Origin of the sequence: Coleofasciculus sp. E2-BRE-01, from assembly GCF_040221695.1 — a bacterium.
GTDB lineage: Bacteria > Cyanobacteriota > Cyanobacteriia > Cyanobacteriales > Coleofasciculaceae > Coleofasciculus.
Genome location: NZ_JAVKEA010000138.1, coordinates 18,369 through 43,206 on the forward strand (window position 1 = coordinate 18,369; position 24,838 = coordinate 43,206).

At 44.2% G+C, this 24,838-nt stretch carries 23 protein-coding genes; 11 read left to right on the forward strand and 12 right to left on the reverse strand.

Annotation, left to right across the window (positions count from 1 at the left end):
- Positions 1-212: 212 nt before the first annotated feature.
- The 3 genes from modB (at position 213) to RIG66_RS16550 (ending at position 2,968) form a co-directional block, all read left to right on the forward strand.
- Positions 213-2,084 (forward strand): molybdate ABC transporter permease subunit, encoded by a 1,872-nt coding sequence (gene modB, locus RIG66_RS16540; RefSeq protein WP_446379849.1) that lies wholly within the window; start codon positions 213-215, stop codon positions 2,082-2,084.
- Between the two features lie 115 nt (positions 2,085-2,199).
- On the forward strand, positions 2,200-2,427 hold the full coding sequence (locus RIG66_RS16545; RefSeq protein WP_446379851.1) for a hypothetical protein: 228 nt from the start codon (positions 2,200-2,202) through the stop codon (positions 2,425-2,427).
- Positions 2,428-2,749: 322 nt separating this feature from the next.
- Positions 2,750-2,968 carry a Nif11-like leader peptide family natural product precursor gene (locus RIG66_RS16550; RefSeq protein ID WP_446379853.1) on the forward strand — a complete coding sequence of 73 codons (219 nt, stop codon included), beginning with the start codon at positions 2,750-2,752 and terminating at the stop codon, positions 2,966-2,968.
- An 84-nt stretch (positions 2,969-3,052) separates the two neighbouring features.
- Here the strand turns inward: RIG66_RS16550 and RIG66_RS16555 are convergent, their stop codons facing one another.
- Positions 3,053-6,508, reverse strand: a complete 3,456-nt coding sequence (locus tag RIG66_RS16555) for a GAF domain-containing protein (protein ID WP_446379855.1) — start codon at positions 6,506-6,508, stop codon at positions 3,053-3,055.
- A gap of 202 nt (positions 6,509-6,710) precedes the next feature.
- Here RIG66_RS16555 and RIG66_RS16560 point away from each other — a divergent pair, with 202 nt between their 5' ends.
- Genes RIG66_RS16560 through RIG66_RS16570 form a run of 3 tightly spaced genes read left to right on the forward strand, consistent with a single transcriptional unit; the run spans position 6,711 to position 8,713 of the window.
- A complete protein-coding gene (locus RIG66_RS16560; protein WP_446379857.1) occupies positions 6,711-7,130 on the forward strand; it encodes a XisH family protein in 420 nt (139 codons plus the stop codon).
- Positions 7,118-7,456: an element excision factor XisI family protein gene (locus RIG66_RS16565; RefSeq protein ID WP_446379859.1), complete on the forward strand. Its 339-nt coding sequence runs from the start codon at positions 7,118-7,120 to the stop codon at positions 7,454-7,456. The genes RIG66_RS16560 and RIG66_RS16565 overlap by 13 nt, the downstream gene beginning before the upstream one ends.
- Before the next feature lie 21 nt (positions 7,457-7,477).
- Positions 7,478-8,713 (forward strand): DUF4365 domain-containing protein, encoded by a 1,236-nt coding sequence (locus RIG66_RS16570; RefSeq protein WP_446379861.1) that lies wholly within the window; start codon positions 7,478-7,480, stop codon positions 8,711-8,713.
- A gap of 46 nt (positions 8,714-8,759) precedes the next feature.
- Here RIG66_RS16570 and RIG66_RS16575 read toward each other — a convergent pair whose 3' ends face one another.
- From RIG66_RS16575 to RIG66_RS16590, 4 genes are all read right to left on the reverse strand, one after another.
- Positions 8,760-9,263, reverse strand: a complete 504-nt coding sequence (locus RIG66_RS16575) for a DUF29 domain-containing protein (RefSeq protein ID WP_446379902.1) — start codon at positions 9,261-9,263, stop codon at positions 8,760-8,762.
- A 108-nt stretch (positions 9,264-9,371) separates the two neighbouring features.
- The gene (locus tag RIG66_RS16580) at positions 9,372-9,809 is read right to left on the reverse strand and encodes a type II toxin-antitoxin system VapC family toxin (protein WP_446379863.1); all 438 of its coding nucleotides are present in this window, start codon (positions 9,807-9,809) and stop codon (positions 9,372-9,374) included.
- Positions 9,803-10,102: a hypothetical protein gene (locus RIG66_RS16585; RefSeq protein ID WP_446379865.1), complete on the reverse strand. Its 300-nt coding sequence runs from the start codon at positions 10,100-10,102 to the stop codon at positions 9,803-9,805. The genes RIG66_RS16580 and RIG66_RS16585 overlap by 7 nt, the downstream gene beginning before the upstream one ends.
- A 59-nt stretch (positions 10,103-10,161) precedes the next feature.
- Positions 10,162-11,997: an AAA-like domain-containing protein gene (locus RIG66_RS16590; RefSeq protein ID WP_446379867.1), complete on the reverse strand. Its 1,836-nt coding sequence runs from the start codon at positions 11,995-11,997 to the stop codon at positions 10,162-10,164.
- Between the two features lie 330 nt (positions 11,998-12,327).
- Between RIG66_RS16590 and RIG66_RS16595 the strand changes: the two genes are divergently transcribed.
- On the forward strand, positions 12,328-13,194 hold the full coding sequence (locus tag RIG66_RS16595) for an Npun_R2479 family HD domain-containing metalloprotein (RefSeq protein ID WP_446379869.1): 867 nt from the start codon (positions 12,328-12,330) through the stop codon (positions 13,192-13,194).
- 186 nt (positions 13,195-13,380) lie between these two features.
- Here the strand turns inward: RIG66_RS16595 and RIG66_RS16600 are convergent, their stop codons facing one another.
- The 5 genes from RIG66_RS16600 to RIG66_RS16620 all read right to left on the reverse strand — a co-directional run bounded on the left by RIG66_RS16600 (position 13,381) and on the right by RIG66_RS16620 (position 19,305).
- Positions 13,381-15,183 carry a CHASE3 domain-containing protein gene (locus RIG66_RS16600; protein ID WP_446379871.1) on the reverse strand — a complete coding sequence of 601 codons (1,803 nt, stop codon included), beginning with the start codon at positions 15,181-15,183 and terminating at the stop codon, positions 13,381-13,383.
- A 427-nt stretch (positions 15,184-15,610) separates the two neighbouring features.
- Positions 15,611-16,135: a pentapeptide repeat-containing protein gene (locus RIG66_RS16605; protein WP_446379873.1), complete on the reverse strand. Its 525-nt coding sequence runs from the start codon at positions 16,133-16,135 to the stop codon at positions 15,611-15,613.
- A gap of 496 nt (positions 16,136-16,631) precedes the next feature.
- Positions 16,632-17,591, reverse strand: a complete 960-nt coding sequence (gene thrB, locus RIG66_RS16610) for a homoserine kinase (protein ID WP_446379875.1) — start codon at positions 17,589-17,591, stop codon at positions 16,632-16,634.
- 280 nt (positions 17,592-17,871) lie between these two features.
- The gene (locus RIG66_RS16615; protein WP_446379876.1) at positions 17,872-18,609 is read right to left on the reverse strand and encodes a phytochelatin synthase family protein; all 738 of its coding nucleotides are present in this window, start codon (positions 18,607-18,609) and stop codon (positions 17,872-17,874) included.
- A gap of 282 nt (positions 18,610-18,891) precedes the next feature.
- A complete protein-coding gene (locus RIG66_RS16620) occupies positions 18,892-19,305 on the reverse strand; it encodes a Spy/CpxP family protein refolding chaperone (RefSeq protein WP_446379878.1) in 414 nt (137 codons plus the stop codon).
- 322 nt (positions 19,306-19,627) lie between these two features.
- Between RIG66_RS16620 and RIG66_RS16625 the strand changes: the two genes are divergently transcribed.
- Positions 19,628-20,809, forward strand: coding sequence for a sensor histidine kinase (locus tag RIG66_RS16625; protein WP_446379880.1), 1,182 nt, complete (start codon positions 19,628-19,630; stop codon positions 20,807-20,809).
- Positions 20,810-21,084: 275 nt separating this feature from the next.
- Positions 21,085-21,723 carry a response regulator gene (locus RIG66_RS16630; protein ID WP_446379882.1) on the forward strand — a complete coding sequence of 213 codons (639 nt, stop codon included), beginning with the start codon at positions 21,085-21,087 and terminating at the stop codon, positions 21,721-21,723.
- Here the strand turns inward: RIG66_RS16630 and RIG66_RS16635 are convergent.
- Positions 21,709-22,188, reverse strand: coding sequence for a hypothetical protein (locus RIG66_RS16635; protein WP_446379884.1), 480 nt, complete (start codon positions 22,186-22,188; stop codon positions 21,709-21,711). The two genes, RIG66_RS16630 and RIG66_RS16635, sit on opposite strands and share 15 nt — an antisense overlap.
- Positions 22,189-22,411: 223 nt before the next feature.
- On the opposite strand from RIG66_RS16635, the gene RIG66_RS16640 reads away from it, so the two are divergent.
- Together RIG66_RS16640 and RIG66_RS16645 are read left to right on the forward strand one after the other, a co-directional pair.
- Entirely contained in the window at positions 22,412-22,786 is a 375-nt protein-coding gene (locus RIG66_RS16640) for a DUF1257 domain-containing protein (protein ID WP_446379886.1), read from the forward strand.
- 203 nt (positions 22,787-22,989) lie between these two features.
- Positions 22,990-23,592 carry a hypothetical protein gene (locus tag RIG66_RS16645; RefSeq protein ID WP_446379888.1) on the forward strand — a complete coding sequence of 201 codons (603 nt, stop codon included), beginning with the start codon at positions 22,990-22,992 and terminating at the stop codon, positions 23,590-23,592.
- A gap of 27 nt (positions 23,593-23,619) precedes the next feature.
- Here the strand turns inward: RIG66_RS16645 and RIG66_RS16650 are convergent, their stop codons facing one another.
- Complete coding sequence (locus RIG66_RS16650) at positions 23,620-24,819, reverse strand: WD40 domain-containing protein (protein ID WP_446379890.1); 1,200 nt, start codon at positions 24,817-24,819, stop codon at positions 23,620-23,622.
- Positions 24,820-24,838 lie beyond the last annotated feature (19 nt).

Consider the following 24,838-nt stretch of genomic DNA (forward strand, 5'->3'; position numbering starts at 1 on the left):
TGCGTACCTCTGCGTTAAAAAAATAATCCTGCCATTTCACCGTTTAATCGAGGCGAGTTTATAGGCTAGGTTTATAGGCTAAGGTTCCCTACTACAAACCTAATGTAGAAAAAAGATAGTTAAACTACAGAAAACGCCAGGAAAAGCTGAGATATTATCAATCGAACCATCCCACAACCTTCTCGCCATAATTCGATTACTGGACGAATAGAATGCCCTATTCAGATTTATCTCCGCTGTGGATTTCGCTAAAAACTGCATTTGTCGCTACAATCTTCGCTTTCTTAGTGGGAATTGCCGCCGCCAGATGGATGTATGGCTATCGCGGTAAAGCCAAAGGATTAATTGATGGTTTGTTTACTTTGCCCCTGGTACTACCACCAACAGTTATCGGTTTTCTGCTGCTGCTGCTTTTGGGTAGAAATAGTCCTGTGGGACAATTGTTAAAGCACCTGGGAATTACTATAATATTTTCCTGGTCAGCCACAGTAATCGCGGCTACAGTTGTGGCGTTTCCTTTGATGTATAAAACGGTACTGAGTGCTTTTGAACAAATTGACAAGGATTTGATTCATTGCGCTCGGACATTAGGGGCATCAGAATGGCGGATTTTTTGGCAGATTCTATTACCTTTGGCATTACCTGGTGTGGTTTCAGGAACGATTTTAGCCTTTGCCAGGGCTTTAGGAGAATTTGGTGCCACATTAATGTTAGCGGGTAGTATTCCTGGCAAAACTCAAACCATGCCGATCGCGATCTTCTTTGCCGCAGAAGCAGGTAAGATGGGAGAGGCGTTGAATTGGGTGCTGCTGATGGTGGCGATCGCACTCTTGGTAATCGCCACGATCAACTACTGGTCAGGAACACAGCACTCCGCCAAGTGGCACGCGATCGCGCATTGGTTATCAATCACAACGGATTACGTGGCAAATGTAATACCATTGTTTAATCATGCCACGAAAAACCCTCGGAGTTATCGCCATTCTCCCTTAGCAAAGGGAGTTAAGTATGGCAATAAAGGACTTTTTGTTAACCTGAAAAAACAGTTGCCTGGGTTTACCTTAGACGCCCAACTAGAAGCAAATGGACAACCTTTAGGACTCTTAGGTACGTCTGGTTCGGGTAAAAGTATGACGCTGCGCTGCATTGCGGGATTAGACTCACCCAACCAGGGACGCATTGTTCTCAATGGAATAGTTTTGTTTGATTCAAAACGCGGAATTAATATTCCCAGTCGCCAACGCCGGATTGGTTTTGTGTTTCAAAATTATGCGCTGTTTACCCATTTAACCATTGCCCAAAATATCGCCTTTGGTCTGCAAGATTTGCCCAAACTGGAACGCCGACAGCGCATTGCCAAATATATGGAGATGATGCAACTGCAAGGCTTAGAAAACCGCTACCCTGAGCAAATTTCCGGCGGACAGCAACAGCGAGTTGCTTTAGCTAGGGCTTTGGCGATTCATCCAGAAGCCTTACTCTTAGATGAACCCCTTTCCGCCTTGGATACGTATTTACGCAGCCGGATTGAAAGGCTATTGAGTGAAACGCTTTCTACTTATGAAGGCGTGACGCTATTTGTCACCCATAAGCTAGAAGAAGCTTATCGAATCTGCCAGAATTTGTTGATTCTTTACCAGGGAAAAGTGATTGCTAATGATACCAAAGAGACTATTTTTGAACGTCCTCCTAGCTTTGAAGTTGCCCAGGTTACTGAATGTAAAAACTTTTCCACCGCCCGGATGATTGAACCCCAAACAATTGAGGCGCAAGACTGGGGTTGTGCGCTTCAGGTGGTTGAACCAATTCCTAACAAATTAACGTATGTGGGAATTCGCGCCCACCACTTCACCTTTCCCCATCATCCCGATGGAGAGAATACCTTTCCCTGCTGGCTGGTGATGACCAGTGAGACGCAACACCGGACAACACTATATATTAGACTGCATCAGCCTCCGGCTCACGCCCAAGACTACCACCTACAAGTTGAGGTTTATAAGGAAAAATGGGCGAATCTCAAAGACCGCCCCTTTCCCTGGTACATTCGTTTAGACCCGTTGCGACTAATTTTGATGGAACAATGACTGACTATTATGTCCGGAAACCTTGACAAAAACCGGGATCTACAGACCTGTCAGCCAATGTATTCTTATGTATAAGAAAAGGTTAAAATTGGGTTAAAATAACAGAACGTCCCTCATGTTTAGGGAAGGGAAAGCAGATACTATTGGGCTAATGGTCAAGGTAGGAACCTTAATTCGGGTTATCCGCCCTGAATATGCTGCGGGTATTCAGGGGATTATCCAAGGTCGTGAAGAGTCAGGACGTTGGATCGTCCGCTTAGAACAAAATTTAATGAATCCGAATGATGTTCCTCTGATGTTGTCTCTGGACGAATCTGACTTTGAACTGATTCAGCCTGAGTAGTGGTTCGGTTATTTTTTGAGACGCTTGTTTGCATTATTCTGTCTTAATGTAATTGATTGTAAACAAGTTTAGTTTTATAGCAATAAATTGAAATATTTCTCAGGAAAAAATAGTTTCAAAAAGATAGTTTAAATACAAAAAACCACAGGAGAGGTTGAGATACTATTCATCAGTTGAGCTATCTCATCCTATTTCTTTGGCAGAATAGTCACGCCTCCTAACCTTCCCTTAGTCAGGTGAGGTGGTGTTAATGGTGGGGTAGAGCAAGTGTAATGTCTTACAAAATTGGTATTACCCAGGTTTCTAATGGAGGTTAGCAACGATGTCTCAAGACAATGTGATCAATTTACTCGAAGCAGGCGGAAAAGATAAAAAATTGCGAGCTAAATATGACGCCCTCAAAACTAAGGAAGAGTTTGTGGAACTGGCGGCTACTGATGGTTACGAGTTTACCGTCGCAGAACTGGATGCTGTTTTGAAAGAAGCGGGGGACTCGTGGGAAGAGTCAGGCTTTCCACCCAGACGCTTGATTTGGTGGTAGGTTGTTTATGTCATTTGTGGACAGAATTCTCCAACTAAGCGTGGATTTGAGCTATAAGCCCGGAGTTTAAACTTCGGGCGGGTGTCAGGGCTTAACTCGTAAACTTTCTTCCTGTCGCTTGAGTGCGGCTAAAAGTTCAGCATTTTGCAGAATAACGCCAACTTGATTATTGAAGATTTGCATATATTTCTGATCACTTTCATCAAAACTGATTTGGAAATACTCCGGGGCGGCTTGGGAGAACCCATTATTCTCAAATTCCCAAAACTCGCCCGGTTTACGCTTATTCACCAATTGCGTCACCCCCAGCAAATCCCCATCGGGACTAAAAACAGGCATACAGAGTAAACTACAGGTGCGATACCCTGTCTTTTGATCGGTTTTCTTTGCCGTTTCTGAGTTAAGATGATCGTACAAATCAAAGGGAATATTCAACGGTTCCCCCGTCATCGCAACTTGACCCGCATACCCTTGTCCAATCGGTACACGCAGTTCTCTAAGTTCATTATCTTCAAAACGAATTTTTGTCCACAATTCCCCGGCTGGGCGGTTAACTAACCATAATGTGCTGCGATCGGCGTGCAATAATTGTTTAGCTGCTGTCATTACCCGTTGTAAAATATCTTCCATCTCTAGAGAACCTTGGACACAACGGGATGCAGCCATAAGTGCGGCGGCGACTCGTTGTCCCCGGGCTGTTTTATGATAGGAACGGAAGCTTTCCAGAATCATTTGAATCAAGGGCGCATTTTCGGCAAATCGTTTTTCATCTGTCCGAGTAAATCCCTGTTTATCAATGCGTTCAGATAAAGCCGCCCTGGGATTAGCCACTTGCTTTAATTTGTTGAGTAACTGAACAACGGCGACTAACTCCCCGTGGTCATTTAAAAGGGGAATAGCCAGCATGGTATAAGTACGATAACCGGTTTTTTTATCCTGTTCCTTTGCCATCTGCGATCGCGGATCATCATAGAAGTCAAAAGAAATGTTAATGGTTTGCTGTAACCGCGCCACTTCCCCGACAATTCCTTTATCTGCACTCATGCGAATTTCCAGGGAACCACTCCCTTCATCTTCAGCAACAATTGACCAAAATTCTTTCTTTTCTTCGTCGAGTAAGAAGATAGTCGTGCGATCGGCACATAAGGATTTCCCTGTCTTTAACGTAATCGAACGTAACGTACCATCTAGAATATCATCAAACCCCTGATTATCCATCACCGCATTCAGCATCGCCAGGGTTTGACTAACCACATTTTGCTGTTGACTCTCGGCTTTTTGCTTAATCCGCTCAAACTTTTGAGCATTTTGCAGCGCTACCCCGGCTTGGGAGTTGAAAATCTGCATATATTTTTGACTATTGGTGTCAAAACTTGCCTGAAAACATTCCGGTGCTTGGGGCCAATCGGCGGGGTTATAATCGGGAAATTGCCCCGGTTTTCGTTTATTGACTAACTGAGTTACACCGAGTAACTCCCCATCGGGACTAAAGACAGGCATACAGAGTAAACTACAGGTGCGATAGCCTGTTTTTTGATCCGTTTCCTGGGCTGTGGTTGAATCAGGATGATCGTACAAATCAAAGGGAATATTTAACGGTTCCTGCGTTTGGGCAACTTTCCCGGCAAACCCTTGACCGACTTGAACTCGTATTTCTCTCACCGAACCATCTTCAAAGGGAATCTTTGTCCACAACTCCTGCTTATCTGCATCTAATAACCAGAGGGTACTGCGATCGGCATTCATCAATTTTTTCGCCGCATCCATCACTCGTCCCAGGATTTCTTCGGAGTTTAAACTGCTATGAGACAGGGAATGAGTGGCTTCGGTTAGGGCTTCAGCGGCTTGTAACCGTTGGGTTAATTTATAACAGTATTGGCATCGCTCTAAAATGCGTAAAATAGTTGGCGCATATTCATCTAACTGGCTTTGATCGGTGAGGGTAAACCCCTGTTGATCAATGCGTTCCGATAGGGGGGCTTGGGAATTGTTAAACCGTTTCAGTTTATTGATCAGTTGAATCACAGCAATCAAATTCTGCTGTTGATTGGCGATGGGATAGACTAATTCATTATAAATGGCATAGCCGTTGGTTTGATTGAGTTCATTGGGAATGGTTTCTGGGTTCTCCTGGCGGAAGTTAAAAGGAATGTCACTAAATTTTTTAAAGTTAGTCAGGCGGGCTTCTGTTTCTTTATTGGTGAGAATTTGAATATCGGGAAAGGTTTTTCCTTCATTCCGGGCAATAATCGACCAAATCTGATTTTGCTCATCATCAATAAAGAGAATCGTCGTCCGATCCACGCTTAAGGCTTCTCCCATTTTTAAGGTAATCGAGCCTAAAATTTCATAGAGAATATCGGCAAAATCCTTCCCCTCCATAAAACTCAACATAGACAGTAGTTTTTGCTCTTGTTGGGTAACAATTTGCTCAAAGCTAGCCTGCAAATCCGCTAAGGCTTTATTTACCCAATTGGAATTAAAAATGGCGGCATAAATGCGATTACAGACTCTTAGTTTTCCCTCCTGCTTAATCGCCACCCCAGATAAACACAATTCCCGTTGTTCAGAACTATCGGAGGCGTGAAGCTCCCCTTGTTGTAAAATTTGCTGATAAAGCCCCAAGAGTCCGCGATTTCGCTGTCCAATTCGGAAGAGGCGATCGCGAATGGTTTTCAGATGGGGCGGTTCATCGGTGGCTTCCCAGTTTTCCAGGATGCGCTGCTGGACTATTTGCGCCACCCATTCATCTTCTTTTCCGGGAGTCGGGGAGGAGTCGCTATTGATAATTAAATGACAAAGTTTTTGGGTGAGAAACGGTTGTCCGCCTGTCCAGTTTAAAATAGCCGCTAAGATAGTTTTGGCTTGGTTATATTTATCAGCTAATCCAGCGGCTAAGGGTTGAGCTTCCGCTAATTTGAACCCCTGCAATTCAATCCCATGACCCAGGTTAAAGGGGGTACGTTTTTTATCTTGAATTAAATCTGAAGGAGTGGCTACACCAAACAAAGCAAATGTGAGGCGATCATATTCATTACAAGCCCGCAGTACCGCAAAAAAATCATCCGTGCGGAAGTTTAAACTGAGGATACTATCAATTTCATCAATAAAAATTACCACCCTTTGGGGGATAGACTCCAGCAGCACTTGTTCGATAAACTCACTCAAGCGTTGGATAGGGGGTAGATATTCGCGATCGCGCAACCATCCCCTTAAGTTAAACCCCCGCAGCGCCGGAAAACTCGTGACTAATCGTCTCATCATCCCCGCATACCACTGATCGGCTGTGATATCCTGGGAACCGATTTTAGTCAAATCAATTGCCACACAAGCAAATCCCTCCCCTTGCAGCTTATGCATCACCCGCACCCGTAAGCTAGTTTTACCCATCTGGCGGGAATTGAGAACATAACAAAACTCCCCCGCCTTTAACCCCTGATAAAGTTCCGTGTCAGCCTGTCGCACCACGTAGCTAGGGGCGTAGAGGGGGAGATGACCCCCAACTTTGTAGGGCGAGGTGATAGGTTGCGCTTTACTCATGGGGATTGCAAGAGGAGGTAGAATACACCAGATTAGGGATTCGAGTCGCGGTTCTCAGATTAAGGGTACATCTCTACCACTGTGCCAAATTTTCCCAGATATGAGGTAGGTTGGGAAAACGCAAGGAAACCCAACAGTGATCAAGGGGGATCAGGAAAACCCTTTTAATGTTAAGTCGCAGGCACGATATAATAACGATACTATGCCTGCCAGAGATATCTATCACAACACAGTCAAAAATGCTCTAATTAAAGATGGCTGGACTATTACCCACGATCCATTGCGAATCCGTTTATCTCGTGGCAAAAACCTATTTGTTGACTTGGGTGCCCAACGGTTACTAGCCGCAGAACGGGAAACTGAAAAAATAGCAATTGAGGTCAAAAGTTTCACGCGCCCTTCAGACATGAAGGATTTAGAAGAAGCCGTTGGTCAATTCGTTCTGTACGCTCGTTTGTTGAAACGTTATTACCCGGAGCATACCTTATATTTAGCGGTGAGTGAAGACACCCGCAAAAGTGTCTTTGAAGAAGAAGCAGGTCAGACTTTGATTGAAGATGACATTATTCGTTTAGTGACCTTTGATCCCACAGAAGAGGTGATTATCCGATGGATTCATTGAAATCTCACTATCGGGAAGTCGTTGAAAACGTTCTCCAGGACTATGCTAAATTTCTGGATAGCGATGATCAGGTTCAAGTTGAACTGGTGTTTGATCGAGAACGCGATCGCTATCTGTTGGTCGAAGCAGGCTGGCAAAACGGTTATCGCATCTACGGAACGGTTTTGCACATTGATCTGATTGACAGTAAAGTCTGGATTCAGCATGATGGCACAGAAGAGGGAATTGCAGTGGAGTTAGTGGCGGCTGGTGTTCCTAAAGAGCATATTGTTTTAGGTTTTAGGTCACTCGAACAACGAAAACATACCGAATTTGCGATTGGGTAAAAGCTAATTTAGGAGGCAATATTGAAAGCTAAAAAATCAAACCGAATCGAACGCCAGGGAATTGCTATTGCTATGTCGGCGTTTGAAAAAATTGATTATGCCTTCCGAGAACAGCAAGAAAATGATTATGGAGTAGATGCTCATGCCGAATTAATTGAAAATGAAGAAGCTACAGGTCGGCTTTTAGGAATTCAAATCAAAACAGGACTTAGTTATTTATCCGAGCCAACGCCAAGCGGTTATGTTTATAGATGTGATATAGAACATATTGAATACTGGATCAATCATTCTCTTCCGATAATGCTTACATTGTGTAATCCAGAAACTTCTACTATTTTTTGGCAACATATTTCTCAAGAAACCGTTATAAGGACGGGAAAGCAATTTAAGATTATTGTTCCCTTTAACCAGAAGGTTGAAGAAGCGTCAAGAGAAAAACTCGAAAATTTACTAACGCCAATTGTTCCAACAAATTGCTATACTGTTTTTCGGACACACGATTTTAGTGATAATACAGCAAAGAGATATTCACTCGACATCGTTCTTAATGGGCTGAAGACTAAAGCCGAGATAGCGTCTGCGATCAGGCAAGCCACTACAGAAAGCGTCAAGCGACGTTACTACCGGGACGATCGAGTTGAGGGACGATGGGGCGATGCTGATGCTGACGTAGTTTGGATTTATGCTTATCTTTCTGCTGATGAGCGAGCAAAACATATCTGGGTATGTCGTAGTATATGGATCAGGGAATATTTACCAGATAACTCCAGACCTGATGGATTTAAAGGTGAGAATATCGGTGGACTGATTACTGTTGATTGGAGATCTGATTATCAAGAATTTGCTAAACTTATTGGAGAAAATACATTTAGTAAAGAAGATTATATCAAACAGGTAAACCCACTTATTTGCGAGCTGGAAGAATTGCTAATTCGCTTTGACAATGAACTAGAAAATCTAATAAAATCAAAGATACAAGAAGCTGATTTTATTGAGATAACCCAAAAAACGCGAGAGCGAATTGATTCTCTCGATAGAGATTCAACAGACATGAATTATGCTCCTTATGAATGTACCGAAGTAAATTCACAATTTAGGCAGCTTGTTGCACTCATCGCCAATATGGTTCTATATTACTCTGAGCAAGAAATCAAAAAATGGTCATCTGAGACTCGAATAAGACAAGCCAAAAAATATAGTTCCGATGCTCGGATAAAACTAACACATTTAAGATACGAATTGTCCAAAGTGAGGTAACCACTTTTACGTTACCACATAACATATACTTTTGTTCAATACTAGATTATCTCTCCAACTCATTTACCAACTCACTCGGTTCACCTGGATAAAAGCTATCCTCTAAAATTTCCGCTAAACTGTAGGGACACGTCTGGGAAAAGGTTTGTTCTGGCAAGTCGGTTTCTCCCATTGCCAGATCTCTACCGTTCTCGTAAGCTAAAACAAGCGCATCCTCAAGGTAAGGCTTTAGACTTGGGTTGTCTTTGAGCAACTCTAACGTATCACGGCGCTGTACGCGAATCGTCGCCAGCCAACTTCGACTCCGGCGTTGCGGTTGGTACTCCCATTTCAACAAATGTCCAATCAGCACCGTCAACCGATTTCGCAATTCCTGGCGTTGCTGTTTTCCCAAGGATTCAATCTCCTCAATCAGATTGCCCAAATCAAGCTGACTCCACTGCTGTTGGCGGAGTAACGATGCTTGTTCCTGCGTCCAAGCATAAAAATCGGTTTCGTAGAGGTTGGGTGTAGGTATTGCTGTCTGTTGGTTCGTTTCTGGCACTGGCATCACGATTTTCCCACCTCAACGTCTCTATAATAGTAGATCTGTTCTATGTAGGCGCGATCGCGAGGCTCCCCAGGTGGAATCGCTACAAGTCATCATAACCCGCCATGCCTACATCCGAACTTGTACAAGAGTTGCGATCGCGTCTCCTAGACGAGTAAAGTGGTTGGGATTTAATGTCAGGAGAATATCTACCTTGGCTTTCAGCGCAGCTTGGGCAATTAGAGCATCGAAAATGCCACCGCCAGGGAGATTGATAGTAGCCATGCGAGAAATCGCAGCAAGATAATCCTCGGAGAATAGGGGAATGATATTCAAATGTTGTGAAATATCTGTAGTAATGCTTTGGGCTTGCGCGGGAGTAAGACGCGGCTGAATAGGAAGACGTGTAAGAACAGAATAGGTTTCTGCTAGAGTGTGAGTCGAAATAAAACCCTCAACTTGCCTAGATTCTGCTGCTTTTAGGTGAGGGAAGCAGAGCCCATGTCGTGGATGGCTGACAACGAGTGCAGCCACTAAAACCGAAGTGTCAAACAAGACTTTTACCAAATCATCTGCTCCCGAATACGTTCTTCTCGCACTTCGTCAATGAAGGCGTTGATGTCAAAATTGTCAATTGGTTCGGTTTCGATAACTAAGATACCTTCTTTGCGATAGACTTTTGGATGTTGAGAGGTTGATGAGTGAACGGCTGGTGAGACTGGGGCAGTTATTTGAGTATTTTGCTGATTGAGGGCAGTGACTTTCTCTGCGACAGCCTGCAAAATGAATTGTTCCAACGAGATTCCTTGCCGACTTGCCCACTTTTGGGCGTCTTGCTGGAGTTGCACAGGAAGATTCATAGAAATAAGTACAGAATGATACCGTGTATCCCAATTGTAAGCGATTTATAGCGTTGGACTTAAAATACTTTTTGTAGGCGATCACGAAAATACTGGCGATATAATTCAAAGCGGGGTGCGATCGCATTTCCTCGTAACTGTACTAACCCCATACTGTGTAATTTAAACGCCAGCATTGACTCTAACTCAACGGGTTCCTGCGCTACTAGCACCTGAGCAAATGCTGTTGCTAATTCTGGGTGCTGTTGCAAATTCCATAGATGTCGGCGCAGGTGATCCCCATAAATTCCCGCCTCTGTTGGCGCCATCTCTACCAATTGCTCTAAGGTTAACTCGCCTCTGGCAATATAATAAAGAGCCACTCGGACTAAATAAGGATGTCCACCCACCATCGTCATTAATTGCTCAACCTGATAAGTTTGCCAATTGAGTCCATGACGTTGAGCTAAATCCGTGACTTGTTCTCGACTAAACTCCGATAATTCAATCGGTAAACCCACATTAAACGGGGATTGATTGATATCCAAGGGAATATAAACTTCTGTTGAATGAACCACTACTAAACGCAATTTTGCCCACAAATCACTGTCGCCATCCCCATACCCAGCTTCTTCATACCAAGCGCGTAAGAGGGCAAAAAAATCATCGGTTATTTTTGGATGTTGAAACACCCGATCCACTTCATCTAATCCCAAGACTAACGGTGCATCAGTTTCCGATAACAAAAAATCCTCAAAATAAGCGGTGCAGTTATCTTTACTGCCAAATGTATCCGTCCAATATGCCTCAACTTGATGGGGTAAACGCAGCTTGCGGGTAATTTTGGCACATAACCACTGTAAGAGTTGATTGAGATTGGTAAACACGCTTTTATCCGCATGTTGAAAGCTTAAGGGAACAGTGCGACAGCCTTGTTCTCTAGCTTGATCCAAAATTCTCGCCATTAACGATGTTTTGCCCATCTGTCGCGGCGCTTTGATGCGAATCAAGGTTCCCGGTTTGAGGATTTCTTGATAACATTGAGCTTCATCGGGAACTCGTTCAACATAAAATGCGGAAGCTAACCGAACTTGACCTTTGGGTAATTCTGGTTCAGCTACAGGTAAAGGGGGTAAGGGGTGGATCGGAGTTTGATAGGTTCTGATGTCCTCCGCTACATCGCTCCCTTCCCCGGCTTGAGTTTCCCAATCCTCACTACCCGACAACCGTTGTAACACCGCCTGTACCACGGTTGGTGTATCAGCGGGAGCGTTCCATTCCTGATAGCCAATTCCTTGGAGATAGTTGCGTAAATCGTGGTTTAGGGGGGTACGGGGAGGACAATTCACCCGAATTGCTAAGACAACGGGTTTGGCGTTTTGAGTCTCATCCCGTAACTCCTGAACCCGTCGTAACTCTTCAATCACCATTTCACTCAGGGCGGCTTGGGGAGACAAGAGCAGGATAAAATAATCACATTGCGCCAGTTGGCGATCAATCTGAGCTAATTCAGCCTGGGCTACACCAGAGGAATGGCTCGAACCCTCTCCCACCCCCGTTCTAAAAACTGGATATCCTGCTTGTGCGATCGCCTCCTCTAACTGAATCGCTAAACTCCCGTCAGGCTCTTGATTACGGTAACTGAGAAACACTTGCGGCTGCTGCGTCTTGGCTCGCGCGATCGCACCGTGAATCTTTTTTTTGCTCACTTTTTCCCCTAATACCTGGGAAAGCTTTTGCCATAACTTATAGCCCACATATTTTTCCACATAGTCCGGATTTTGCGGATAAATCTCCTTATAGGAGTGTCCTTCCCATGAGCCAACAAATACCTGACGTTCTAGGTCATTCAGGTGCTTTCCCGTCTTCAGATAGGTCAAGCGATCAATGAAATTCAAGGCTTCTTTATAATCCATACCCTCTTTTTTTCTGACTGTAACATGGGGAATTCTACCTGATAATTCATGAGTTTTTTAACCTAGTCGTCAAGTTGGATTTGATAATCCTGAGGTTTCATGAGGTTTTTCGTTAATTACAAAATAAAATATATCTAAATTTTTCCTCCCACCCAACAATGATTTCATTTTTGTGAGGTTTTATGGTTTACATCACCCGAATTATCAACGAAACTAATAAATAGGTGTTCCCCACCGATTGATCTGTGAATCTACCAGGGTAAAGCCGCCCAACCGGGCTGAAATACCCGACTCGGTTATAAATTTAGATAGTATGACAGGGGAAGAACAATGTTTAATTTAACAGGGGTGCTCGTTCGCGATTGTGTTGAACGCCTGAAAGCAGGCTACCGCCAGACTTACGGAAATTCTCAACCCGATGATGTTGAGGTCATCGCTGGAGTGGCGCAAGTGGCTCTAGAACAGATTACCCAGAGTGATGCTCTATACCACAATGTTGAACATACCATTTTGGTGAGCTTAGTCGGACAAGAAATCCTTCGAGGGAAACATATCCTAGAAGGAAACGTTTCCCGTCAAGATTGGCTCACGTCAATCGTGTCTTGGTTATGCCATGACATCGGCTATATTAAGGGGATTTGCCGAAATGACCAACCTGATCAAGGATTGTACGTGATTGGTCTTGATGATATGATGATCTCCTTACCCCAGGGCGCAACTGATGCGAGTTTGACATCCTATCATGTTGACCGAGGAAAGCGGTTTGTGGACGAGTATTTCGGCGCTCATCCCTTCATTGATTGTGCCATCGTCAAACGCAATATTGAGTTAACCCGTTTCCCAGTACCTGCTGATAACGCCCATCAAGATACGATTAATTACCCGGGTTTGACTCGTGCGGCTGATTTAATTGGTCAGCTTAGTGATCCACGTTACTTACAAAAGATTCCCGCATTGTTTGGTGAGTTTGAAGAAAGTGGCGCGAATAAGATTTTAGGCTATCACAATCCGGGTGAACTGCGGCAAAACTACCCCAATTTTTTCTGGACAATTGTGTTACAGTACATCCAACCTGCTTTGCGTTATTTAGAGGTAACCCGAATGGGTCAACAGATTATTGCCAATCTGTATGGTAATGTCTTACAGGTTGAACAGGAAAATAGGGTAAGCCCAAAGAAGGTTGCCATGTTTGTTTAAACTATTCGGCATTTAAAGCTTAAGGTCAACTCCTGCAAAATCGTTGTCAGGCGAGCCAGCCAGCTCGCTACCTATTCCCAATTTGAACTTGGTATCAAGTCATCTTTAGACGACGATATAAGAGCTTAAGTCCATTTTAATGAACTTAAGCTCTTAGCCCGGAGATTGAACTCCGGGCTAGAATTGTCAAACAGAATTGGTATTAGAATTCAGATGACAGCGTTGCTGATAAATTTGCGCCACCTGATCCGCTGGATTTTGACGCAAACAGGCTTCAAACAAGCGTAGCGCTTCGGCATAAGCCTGTTGATTATACAGAGACAACGCTAAGGCAAATCGGTCTTGATTTGCCAATTTACCCTCTCGGACTTCCGGTAAGTCAGCATCAAAGATTTCATAGACGGTAACCAGTTCAGATTTACCTTTGACTTTGACATGATCAATCATGCGGATAGCATAGTCGTAGGGGTTTTGTAATTGTTTAAACGTGTGGTGAGAAATTAATAATGATACGCCATAATTTTTGGTTAAGCCTTCCAAACGAGCCGCTAAATTAACCGCATCACTAATCACGGTGGTATCCATGCGGTTATATCCGCCCACAGTCCCTAACATTAATGTTCCTGTATTAATACCCATACCTAGTTGAATGGCTCGATAATTACAGTTAGCTCGATGTTGATTATATTCAGTTAACTGATGCAACATGGCAATTCCGGCTTTAAGCGCATCATCCGCACCGCCACTAAAGAGTGCCATAATCGCATCCCCAATATATTTATCAATAAATCCTTTATTTTTAATAATAGTGGGTTCCATTCGGGATAGATAGGAATTGATGAATTTAAAATTCTCCTCAGGGGTCATCCCTTCCGAAAGAGCAGTGAAGTCGCGAATATCCGAAAATAACACGGACATTTCTTTCTCCACTTGGTCGCCTAACTTAACATCAATAATAGTCTCTTTATTGAGTAACTGGAGAAATTGACCCGGCACAAAGCGAGAAAAAGCATGATTGAGTTGATTGAGATGACCTGTAAACTTGAGTCGTTCGGCTTCCCCCCGTTTGCGTTCGGTGATATCGTTCAGCACGACAATGGCGTAGCTAACATTTCCCTTGTCATCAAAGATGGGGGTTCCTAAAACCTCAATCGGCACTATTTTGTCGGGCTGGTGAATCTCTATCCCTTCATAGATGGAATTTTTACCGTTAAGCGCTTGGATAATTGGCTCAAGATTGGAGGGATAGACTTTCTCGGATTTAGGAGAATAAATTGGATAAATTTCGGGTAGCAGATTGGCAGGATTGGTGGGAATTAGACCTTGCCCAAAAAGTTTCTTTGCCGTCTGATTGGCATAGTAGGGTCTACCGTTTTGATCAACGACAAAAACGCCGACGGGTATCGCTTCTAAGAATTGAGTGAGCCGACTTTCACTATCTCGTAATTGATCTTGAGCCTGCAGCCGTTGATTAATTTCGCGATAAATGTGAGAATAGATATAAACAAGAATACCTAAGTCAAAAATGAGTCCAATGGAGAAAATCCATATTGTCGTATGGACTGTGCCTTGAGTGTGCTGCGATCGCGCCTGAAATAGCCGCTCTTCCTCCGCCTTCATCTGATGAAAAATATCGCGAATCTGCTCCATGATCAGTTTGCCTTCGTTTGTGTTGACAATCTCTAGAGCGGCGTCTAATCCTTGCTCGTTTCTTAAAGTAATGGTTTGCTGAAGTTCGGCTAATTTCTGATTGATTAAAGGGATAGCAAGTTCTATTTTTTTTTGATGATAAGGGTTTTCTGCTGTCAAGGCTTGTAGCTGTTTTATATCATTTTCGACTTTATTAACTGCTTTTTTATAAGGCTCAAGATAACGCTTTTTACCTGTTAAAAGATAACCCCGCTGTCCCGTTTCGGCATCCGTAATTTCAGCTAAGACTTCCTCCAGCTTTGTTAATACTTTTTTGGCATGGAGTTCTTTTTGATTCATGTCTCTCAGGCGAAATGCACTATAATAACCAATTGAGCTGACGATAACGATAAGGCTGGAGGTTAGTCCAAATCCTAGGATGATTTTGCGTTGTATCGATAGTTTCATCATCAAGGGTAGAGTTTAACCGAAGAAACTCTGATTGGTGTTAAATCTCAAAATACTTATTCAGGTATAATTTATCTTTGTCCGTAATTTAAAATAATAATATTTTTTTACATAGTCAGCTCGGCATGATTTTATTGTTTTCAGATAAAAATCATGCCAAAACTGGGTTATTTATTTTTTGTTCAGAGAAATACGTCTCGCGTTCAGTGTCGTTCCTCTAAGATTTACCCCATACCCCACACCCCACACCCCACACCCCACACCCCACACCCCACACCCTGCCTACCTTTGACGCGAGCTTGTCACCCCTTCAGCCCCCCTAGACTTGACAAATAATCGCGCCCTTCAAAATTGCTCCACTCAGATTCGCACCATTGAGATTTGCCTGATTCAGATTGGTATTTCTCAGGTTTGCTCCTTTCAGGTTTGTCTGACTGAGATTAGCGCCTGTCAAATCAGCACCACTGAGATTCGCATCGGTTAAATCTGCGCCTTTCAGATTTGCGCCTCTGAGATCAGCATTTCTTAAGAAAACAGCGATGAGGTTGGTATCAATTAAAATGGCTTGACTCAGGTTTGTTGTATGACAAATCGCTTCATAGAGATTCGCTCGACTGAGGTTGGCTCGACTGAGATTGGCTCGACTGAGGTTGGCTCGACTGAGGTTGAAGTTTTGCAAATTATACTCACTGAGATTCAATCCACTCAGATCAACCTTACTAAAGTTCAGTTTGACTACATTAGCTTTACTCTGGTTTGAATTTAAGTTAATATTTTGCAGTCGCCACCGATTCCAATTTTCAACACCTTGTTTTAGGACAACTATATCGTTCGCATTTGCCACTTTGTATGACTCCTCCAAGTTTCAACGTGATCGCAGTATCGTTTTGTCAAAATTCTCTGAATCATTCAGAATGGTGAGAATAGGGTCGATTTGGAGTCATAAAAATTGCTGAGATTGCTATTGAATCAAGTGAATAACATTGAGTTTATGCCAGAAACGGGTGATGAAACAAATAGGGGTTTCATCGATCAATGTAACAAAAGTTTAAGACCTTATTCAGATTATCGGATAAGAAGTGCTTGGTCAAAACATAGAGGATTTTCTATGGCATAGCTATAAATTGGGGAAGTTTTGAGTGTGTAGGGGTGGGTTTAGGGAATCGCGTTTCGCTATTGACGATAACGTTACCTCAAAACCCGCCCTGAGTGTTGAGTGTTGATCCTGCGCTCGTCGGACATAATTTCGACCTGGCGCGATCCTGGAGGGAGCCTGGTTTTAAGGAGTGTCGAGACTTAGCCGATTACGTTGCTACACCCCCTGTTTCCTTAAAGGCGGGTTAAATGGCGGGTGCGATCGCGCTTTGGGTCCCCTGGGTTTCAATCGCCAGCGATCGCGCTTGGGCAGAAATTCCCACCTCTTGCCAAGCCTCAGCCATAGCGGTGACTACGGCTTCAGCTTGCATCGGATCGACAAGCGCCAACAAAGTGGGACCAGCGCCACTAATCGTCACTCCATAGGCACCTGCTTTTAAAGCGGCGGTTTGTACCGCTTCATACCCCGGAATCAAAGCCTGTCGATAGGGTTGATGTAACGTATCCTGGAGGGCAGTTTGTAACCAATCACCTCGTCCCGTTGCTAAGGCGCGGATCAGTAATCCGAAATGGGCAATATTAAAAATAGCATCCGCCCGACTCACTTGGCTGGGGAGTACCTGTCGCGCTTCTTGGGTGGAGAGTTCAAAATTGGGAATGGCAACGACAGGGATAATTTGATCATGCCAGGGAATATCACAAATCTCCCATTCCTTGAGAACTGCATCCCCCCGCGCCGCCAAACGACAGCCGCCCAACAAAGCGGGGACAACATTATCTGGATGTCCTTCCAGCGCGATCGCTAATTGCATGATTTCGGTTTGACTCAGGGGTTCCCCAGCGAGTTGGTTAGCGCCAACCAATCCGCCGACAATCGCTGTGGCGGAACTTCCTAACCCTCTGGCGAGGGGGACCTCTAAATCAATTTTGAGTTGGACGGGGGGAGGTGTATGACCAATCTGGTTGTATAGTTTCAGAAAGGCTTGGTAAGCCAGATTCGTTTCATCAGTTTTTACCTGGTTTGCCTCGACACCCGACACCCGAATTCTCACCGCCCGTTCCGTTTCCCAGGGAGTATCCGAACTCAGACGAGTAAACGTGAACGTGTTGTACAGGGTTAAGGCAGCGCCAATGCAATCAAATCCGGGTCCTAAGTTGGCGGTTGTAGCAGGAACAGTAACGGTGACGGGAGAATGGATAGACATTCGTGCGGGATAAAAAGATGCCAAGGGGCAATCTTACCAGATTCCCTGTATCAATGTAGAGACTCCTCATGCTACGTCTGTCCGTCTGTCCGTCTGTCAATGGTTGTAGGCACGGGTTTAGTCACAATTGTAGGGGCAGGTTTAGTCACAATTGTAGGGGCGGGTTTAGGGACTAAATTCAGATCCTCAGAACTAACGGAACAACAAAACCCGCCCTACCCACCGATAACGGAACAACAAAACCCGCCCTCATGTATACGCTGATTCAGCTTTCCCCTAATTAACGACGATTAATCAGAACAAAACCCCGGGTTTTTTCCGAAGTAGAATCCACCGTCGCCATGGCTTGCCAAAGGTCTTCCGCCTCAACCCAAATAGGCGGATACTTATAGCGGGATACATCTAAAATTAGAAAGCGATCGCTCTGTTGATTATATGCCGCGATCGGGGAAATATGTCCGCCCCGTTCCTGACCCATGGTTTTTCGTAAGTAGTTGACTAAGACGAAGTTATTGGGATCTTCTAAATTCTCTATCACCATCTGACGGAATTTGTCTAGAGTTACTTCACTGGCGTGGTAAACTTCAGCGTTGAGGGGATAGGTTTCTAAGAGTTGACCTAATTGGTCTAAGGTCATCCCTTGACGGGCAATGACCGCAGCAGGGAGAATTTTTTCGGTTTGTTCATTTAAAACGTTTTCTTGGGTAAAAATGTGATATTCCCCAAAGTTAGTGGTTGGCGGTGCAGGGATAGAAAGGGCGTTGAGTACCATCACTATACTGGCGACGCCACAATAGGCTAAATTTTCCTGGGTTTCAAAATGGATACTTAAGGGGAAATAGTCACGACGAGCATTACTTTCAACGAGTAGGGTTTCTCCATCCTGAGAGTTGAGGTTAATTAAATCTTGGGATAGGGGCAATGTTTGGGGGAGGAGTTTACCTGTGGCAAAGGAAAACCCGATAATTCCGGCACCTAGAGGAATGCGAAGTGCTTTAAGAAACTTCAGTCGATGCATATTGAGCTGGAGTTGTCGAATATTGCTAATATACTGATATTAATCTGCTTTGGTGGAATTTTTGTGGGGAAGCGTGATTTTAATGGCTGGGATGTTAATTAGATACCCAACGGTTAAGCTATTATCTCCTTCCAGATTAATTCCATCTAATCCGTTGGTTAAAGTGAGTCCATTAAATTCTGCGGCTACCCCAGGACTAATTGAGAATAGGTCGAAGGTTGAGAGTCATGTTGAGAAAGGGCGCACGTCTGTGCGCCCCTACGGAGTTTTCAGGTTACTTTTTTATTGGGCTTGATTTGGGCGTCCCATTCCTCTTTGACCCCGACGATTTCCCCGCATCTGACGCATCTGTTCCTGTTGTTCCTCGGTTAGAACATCTCGCATCTGTTCCCGTGCGGATTGGTGAATTTCCCGCATCTGATTCCGTTGTGCTTCGGTCAGATTTAGCGCCCGCATCCCTTCCCGGTGTCGCTGGCGTTGTCCCTGCAATTCTTGGAACTGTTCCCGTTGTTCGGGGGTGAGAATTTGTTCGATTTGCGAGTGTTTGTTATCCCGGATGCGTTCTAACTGAGTTTGTTGGTCGGTTGTTAGGTTGAGTTCCTCTGCGAATCGGGGTTGGGAAAATGCTGCCATGGGTGCAGCGGCGAGGGTAATTGCAGCGATGGTGGCGAATAGAGGAAAGACTTTGATGTTCATGATGTTACAGTTGTCAACGATTTGGTGTTTGATGTCTTTATCCTAGAAACTGTAAGGGTTATACCGCCTGAGGCAAAAGTCCTGATTTGAGGTGGGACTTTAGTCCTATATTGGTGTGGAGGTGATGGGGAGATGAGAGAGTTATCAGTTATCAGGAGTAGGGGAAGCAGAGGTAGATGGGGAAGAGGGGGGAGATAGAGGAGCAGAGGGAGATTGTGTAGGGGCGGGTTTCACTACTATCTTTTTGGTTACACCGAGATGTAACTAAACCCGCCCCGACTTTACGAACGACAAATGACAAATGACACATGACAAATGACAAATGACCAAACACCCAATTCCTTTCCTTTTATATCTAGAATGGATTCTCCTGGGAATCATCGCTATCATTGAATTCCTACGATTTCCTTTTCCTCACCTCCCTCGTTTTCCTCTCCTGAATCTGCTGGGTTTAGCCGTTTTCGGTGTGATGGGGTTGAGATTACCGACTCAGAAATCGGTCAAGGTGATTTATACCGGCGTGGAAATTGGCGTAATTCTCCTCGTCTCCTTGGTGGGTAAACTTCGTATGTTACCCTTGATGTTAATTATTTTAGTTATCCGAAACTGTTTTATCTTTGAACGGCAAAGTCGCTTAATTATTACCGGATTTGCCTTTGTCTTATTTCTAATGCGAGAAGTTGACCGATTTCAGTCTCGCAGCCTTCGCCTTCGCCCTCACTTTCGCCCTCCACGTTTGGCAATGCCAGAACGCTGGCTATTTATCCTGTTAAGTTCTATAGTAGTCTTTGGCTTAGTTTTGGTCTTTTTACAGTTATTAGTTGATGCTGTATTAGCTGAACGGCGCAGTCGGGACGAATTGGCACAGGCAAATGCTCAACTGCGACGCTATGCTACCCGGATTGAGGATATGGCGACGCTGCAAGAACGGAATCGTATCGCGAGGGAAATTCATGATTCCTTGGGACATTCTCTGATTACGTTTAATCTGCACTTAGAAGCAGCGTTGCGGCTTTTGGAGTCGAATCCCGCCGAAGCCAAAGATTTTTTACTCGAAGTCAAACAAGTCGCCGCGACTGCGCTGCAAGACGTGCGTCAATCCGTGGCAACCCTGCGGTCTAACCCGTTACAAGGGCAATCTCTAGAGGATGCGATCGCGTCTTTAATCCAAGAGTTCCACAAGTCTACTGGTATCTTACCCGATTGTCAGATAAATTTGTCCCATCCGGTGACGCCTGATGTGAAAATGGCGAGTTATCGGATTATCCAAGAATCCCTCACCAATATTTATAAACACGCCAAAGCCACGGAGGTGAGTATCCAGATTTGGACAGATTCCCAGTTCCATCTGATCATTCAGGATAATGGCAGAGGATTTGATGTGACGCAGAACACCACAGGTTTTGGACTACAAGGGATGCGGGAACGTACTCAAGCGTTAGGGGGTCGTTTTACAATTAACACAGCACCCGGACAAGGGTGTCAAGTTATTGTTGAGTGGTGACTTGTCATTCGTCATTTGTCATTTGTCATAAGTAGTGGAGTGTGTAGGGGCGGGTTTAGGAACTTTCTGCTTGGCTATAGATGGTAAATTTTGTACAAAACCCGCCCTAATTTAGGGTTGAGTGTGTAGGGGCGGGTTTAGGAACTTTCTGCTTGGCTATAGATGGTAAATTTTGTACAAAACCCGCCCTGATTTAGGATTGAGTGTGTAGGGGCGGGTTTAGGGAATTTCTGCTTGGCTGTTGATGGTAAATTTTGTACAAAACCCGCCCTTTTATGATTAAAATCATATTAGTTGATGACCAAAGTCTAGTCCGACGCGGTTTAAAAGCCTTATTACAATTTGAAGATGATTTCGAGGTTATCGGAGAAGCAGATAATGGAGAAACCGCGATCGCACAACTGGAAACCCTACACCCTGATATTATCCTCATGGATGTGCGTATGCCGATTATGGATGGTGTCGCCGCTACTCGGCAAATCCATCAACGGTTTCCCCACATCAAACTATTGGTTTTAACCACATTCGATGATGATGAGTATATTACCCAAGCCCTGCATTATGGTGCATCGGGCTATTTACTCAAAGATACACCCCCCGACGAATTAGCCCAAGCGATTCGGGCGGTGCATAAGGGGTATACTCAATTGGGACCAGGAATTGGTCAAAAGATTATGACGCAAATCCCTGCTTCTGTCTCCAATTCCTCCACCGCTTGGGATGAACTCACCCCCAGAGAACAGGAAATTCTCCGCTTAATCGCCACGGGTGCGAATAATCGAGAAATTGCCCAAACTCTGTATATTTCCCAGAAGACAGTGAAGAATCATATTACCAATATCTTAAGCCGATTGAACCTACGCGATCGCACCCAAGCTGCAATCTGGGCAAACTCCCATTCAATCCACGGCTAGGAGTTCCACAGACTCAGCCAAAATTATCGGTTTATTTTCGTATTCCGCTTCTATGCTTTGTTCCACATCTAAATCCCAAGTCAAATCGTAATCCTTTTCCAATTCCGCCTTACTGACAAACCGACCCACTTCCCCTGTAACTCTCACCCAGTTGTCCTCTATAATCGGCGTATCGGGATTAGCATTCATCACCAGGACTTGTTTGTCTAACAGGGGTTCTTCCTGTACCAGCTTAAATGTACTCGAATCGATAACCTCGCCCACCTTACCATCCACCGTAATCATCTCACCCGTCAACTCCTCCCTATTTTCAGAGACATCACCTAAGGTAGAACTGTTCTCTATTGCTGTCTTATCTACTGTCTCCTCTGGCGGTATAGTAGCCGCTTCGTCTTCATAGAAAATACTACAAGCAGACAAAAGTACCATCACCAGCCCCAAACCCATTAATTTCCGAAGTCCCATTGAGAACCCTCCTAACTGCGGTTATGCTTTACACTAAACAGAATAGACGTGCGATCGCGTCTGGCTAGAGTCTAACTCCCACATCCTTCCCTAGAGAGAAATTTACCCGATTACTCATTTCCTTATTGCTCCCCTCTCCCCCGGTGGGAGAGGGGCTGGGGGTGAGGGGGTTGAACTATTAACACCATATTGTCTTAATTCCATTAATTATCCTGAAAAAACTATGTCTCACTTCACCACCATCAACATTCAAATCAAAAACGGCGAGATTCTGCATCAAACATTGCAGGAGTTGGGGTATCACGTCGAATGCAATACCTCGGTACGCGGCTATCACGGGAATACTACCGAAGCCGAATACGTGATTCGCCAGTCTAATGGTTACGATTTAGGCTTTCGCCAAAATGAGGAGGCGTATGAACTCGTGGCAGATTTCTGGGGGGCGAGAATTAATCAAACAGAATTCGTCAATTCCGTGAATCAAAAATACGCCCATAAAATGTTAATGCATTCCGTGCAAGAACAAGGATTTAATGTCGAAGAAGAAGACGTATTAGAAGACGGTACAGTGCGGATAGTTGTGGGGCGCTGGCAATAAAAAAGTCCCCCCATTCCCCATTCGTATTGTCAAGGCGGGTTGAGTCACTCGGTTGGTCTCCAATGATGCATCAACAAAACCCGCCCTTTGTAAGAATAGTAACGTGGCATCTCTTAATTGAAATTCGTAGTAAGGGCTTGACGCTTAAATTTTGTGGGGTTTACTGCATCCACCTAACCTACAGTTTTTCAGGGTTAATTCAAATGTCATATAGTGACTTTACGTTAGCCAAAGTTAAAAAAGACTTTGACTTAATTACTGTAGAAGAAATGAATACGTTTAGTCAGGTTGCTGAGTTTGCACCCAGTTCCTTCCTGACAGATACTTTACACTATAATATTCCCTTAGCCTTAGCCAGCAATAGTGAAAAAGCTCGATCTGAAATGATTATTGCCCCAATTTTAATTGATATCAGAAGACAATTACACGAACAGATAAACTTATTTTCAGGAATTGAATTTAATATTGATAAAGAACGCGGATTGAATGGAGTTTGCGATTTTCTGATTAGCCAGTCTCCGGAACAGTTATTTGTCAATGCGCCAGTAATTACGCTGGTAGAAGCAAAGAAGGAAAATCTGATTGGGGGATTGGGACAGTGTGTAGCAGAAATGGTAGCGGCTCAGATGTTCAATGACCGCGAGGGAAATGAAATATCCGAAATTTATGGCGCAGTCACGTCAGGAACCAACTGGAAGTTTTTGCGCCTTAAAGGAAACGTTATCGAAATTGATTTGAATGAGTATTATCTGAATGATATCGATAAAATTTTAGGGATTTTGGCAAATGCTGTTCAAGACCATTGATAATTATATTGATAATTATAGATTGATCTAAGTTGCCTGATTATTCATACACCCCCAGATCTTAATCGTCTTATCCAAACTGCCACTAACTAAAGATTGCCCATCCTGACAAAAAGCTAAACAGGTTACAGCCTCCTTATGCCCCGTCAATGTTTGAATTTGCTTTCCCGTCGCCACATCCCAAAACTTGATTGTCCGATCATTCCCACCACTAATTAAAATGCGCCCATATCGACTAAACAGCAGACTATTCACCGCATAATAATATCCCTCCAACGTATGTTCAACCTGGTGAGTCGCCAGATTCCAGAGTTGGATTTGTCCTTGCCAATTGGTACTCGCTAACGTTAACCCATCAGGATTCATCGCCACTTGGTTAGCGTAACTTTTCAATGTCCGAGGTCGATCTCTTGTCCGTAAATCCCACAGCTTAATCTTGCCATCCCGACTGCTACTGACTAAGGTATTACCATCCGCACTAAAGGCAAGACTCCAAACTTCATCCGTATGCGCCCCTAGAGTTAATTGATTACTAAACGTACAAATCAGTTTACCCGTTTCTAAATGCCAAAGTTTAATCGTGCTATCCTGACTGCCACTAGCAAGAATTTGACCATCGGGACGAATCGCGATCGCCCGAATGATATCTTGATGTCCATAGAGACTGTGGCGAAGTTCTCCCTGATCCCAAATCTCGATGACATGACTTGCACCATTTCTAACTCGCACCACTATTTTCACATCATCAGTTAACGCCAAAAATTCTTTGGCTTTGGGATATTTGGGAATCTTGTAGAGGACTTTTTTTGTCTGCCAATGGTACACTCGAATGGTTTTCCCACGTAAATAGGCAATTCGTGTGCCATCGGGACTAATGGCAATGGATTGACCCGCCTTATGCGTTGTGATATCTTCAAACAGGTGATACGGGAGATAAGCATTTAACGCCCGTTTCGCCTCTCGTTCAGTGCGATCGCGCAACAGTAAATAGGCAATTCGCTGCACTTGTTCTGATTCATCCTGCAAGGCGGGGATAATTATCCCTAAACCCGATTCTCCATACTTGGATGCCTCTTTAAGTGCAGCAATTCTCACCGTCTCATCGTCACTTGCCAGACGCCGCTTAACCCCTGCAACTCCGCCTAAAATAACCGCACCCCGAGGGGCAGCATAAGACGAACCAAGAACCGCGTCATTGTCTCTGGGTTGATTAAAATGCTCCACCATAATCCGTTTATAATATCAT

Excerpts from the sequence above, each read along its gene's own strand:
- modB (WP_446379849.1), top strand. The coding sequence starts at position 213 with ATGCCCTATTCAGATTTATCTCCGCTGTGGATTTCGCTAAAAACTGCA.
- RIG66_RS16545 (WP_446379851.1), top strand. The coding sequence starts at position 2,200 with ATGTTTAGGGAAGGGAAAGCAGATACTATTGGGCTAATGGTCAAGGTA.
- RIG66_RS16550 (WP_446379853.1), top strand. The coding sequence starts at position 2,750 with ATGTCTCAAGACAATGTGATCAATTTACTCGAAGCAGGCGGAAAAGAT.
- RIG66_RS16555 (WP_446379855.1), bottom strand. The coding sequence starts at position 6,508 with ATGAGTAAAGCGCAACCTATCACCTCGCCCTACAAAGTTGGGGGTCAT.
- RIG66_RS16560 (WP_446379857.1), top strand. The coding sequence starts at position 6,711 with ATGCCTGCCAGAGATATCTATCACAACACAGTCAAAAATGCTCTAATT.
- RIG66_RS16565 (WP_446379859.1), top strand. The coding sequence starts at position 7,118 with ATGGATTCATTGAAATCTCACTATCGGGAAGTCGTTGAAAACGTTCTC.
- RIG66_RS16575 (WP_446379902.1), bottom strand. The coding sequence starts at position 9,263 with ATGCCAGTGCCAGAAACGAACCAACAGACAGCAATACCTACACCCAAC.
- RIG66_RS16585 (WP_446379865.1), bottom strand. The coding sequence starts at position 10,102 with ATGAATCTTCCTGTGCAACTCCAGCAAGACGCCCAAAAGTGGGCAAGT.
- RIG66_RS16590 (WP_446379867.1), bottom strand. The coding sequence starts at position 11,997 with ATGGATTATAAAGAAGCCTTGAATTTCATTGATCGCTTGACCTATCTG.
- RIG66_RS16595 (WP_446379869.1), top strand. The coding sequence starts at position 12,328 with ATGTTTAATTTAACAGGGGTGCTCGTTCGCGATTGTGTTGAACGCCTG.
- RIG66_RS16600 (WP_446379871.1), bottom strand. The coding sequence starts at position 15,183 with ATGAATCAAAAAGAACTCCATGCCAAAAAAGTATTAACAAAGCTGGAG.
- thrB (WP_446379875.1), bottom strand. The coding sequence starts at position 17,591 with ATGTCTATCCATTCTCCCGTCACCGTTACTGTTCCTGCTACAACCGCC.
- RIG66_RS16615 (WP_446379876.1), bottom strand. The coding sequence starts at position 18,609 with ATGCATCGACTGAAGTTTCTTAAAGCACTTCGCATTCCTCTAGGTGCC.
- RIG66_RS16620 (WP_446379878.1), bottom strand. The coding sequence starts at position 19,305 with ATGAACATCAAAGTCTTTCCTCTATTCGCCACCATCGCTGCAATTACC.
- RIG66_RS16625 (WP_446379880.1), top strand. The coding sequence starts at position 19,628 with ATGACCAAACACCCAATTCCTTTCCTTTTATATCTAGAATGGATTCTC.
- RIG66_RS16630 (WP_446379882.1), top strand. The coding sequence starts at position 21,085 with ATGATTAAAATCATATTAGTTGATGACCAAAGTCTAGTCCGACGCGGT.
- RIG66_RS16635 (WP_446379884.1), bottom strand. The coding sequence starts at position 22,188 with ATGGGACTTCGGAAATTAATGGGTTTGGGGCTGGTGATGGTACTTTTG.
- RIG66_RS16640 (WP_446379886.1), top strand. The coding sequence starts at position 22,412 with ATGTCTCACTTCACCACCATCAACATTCAAATCAAAAACGGCGAGATT.
- RIG66_RS16645 (WP_446379888.1), top strand. The coding sequence starts at position 22,990 with ATGTCATATAGTGACTTTACGTTAGCCAAAGTTAAAAAAGACTTTGAC.
- RIG66_RS16650 (WP_446379890.1), bottom strand. The coding sequence starts at position 24,819 with ATGGTGGAGCATTTTAATCAACCCAGAGACAATGACGCGGTTCTTGGT.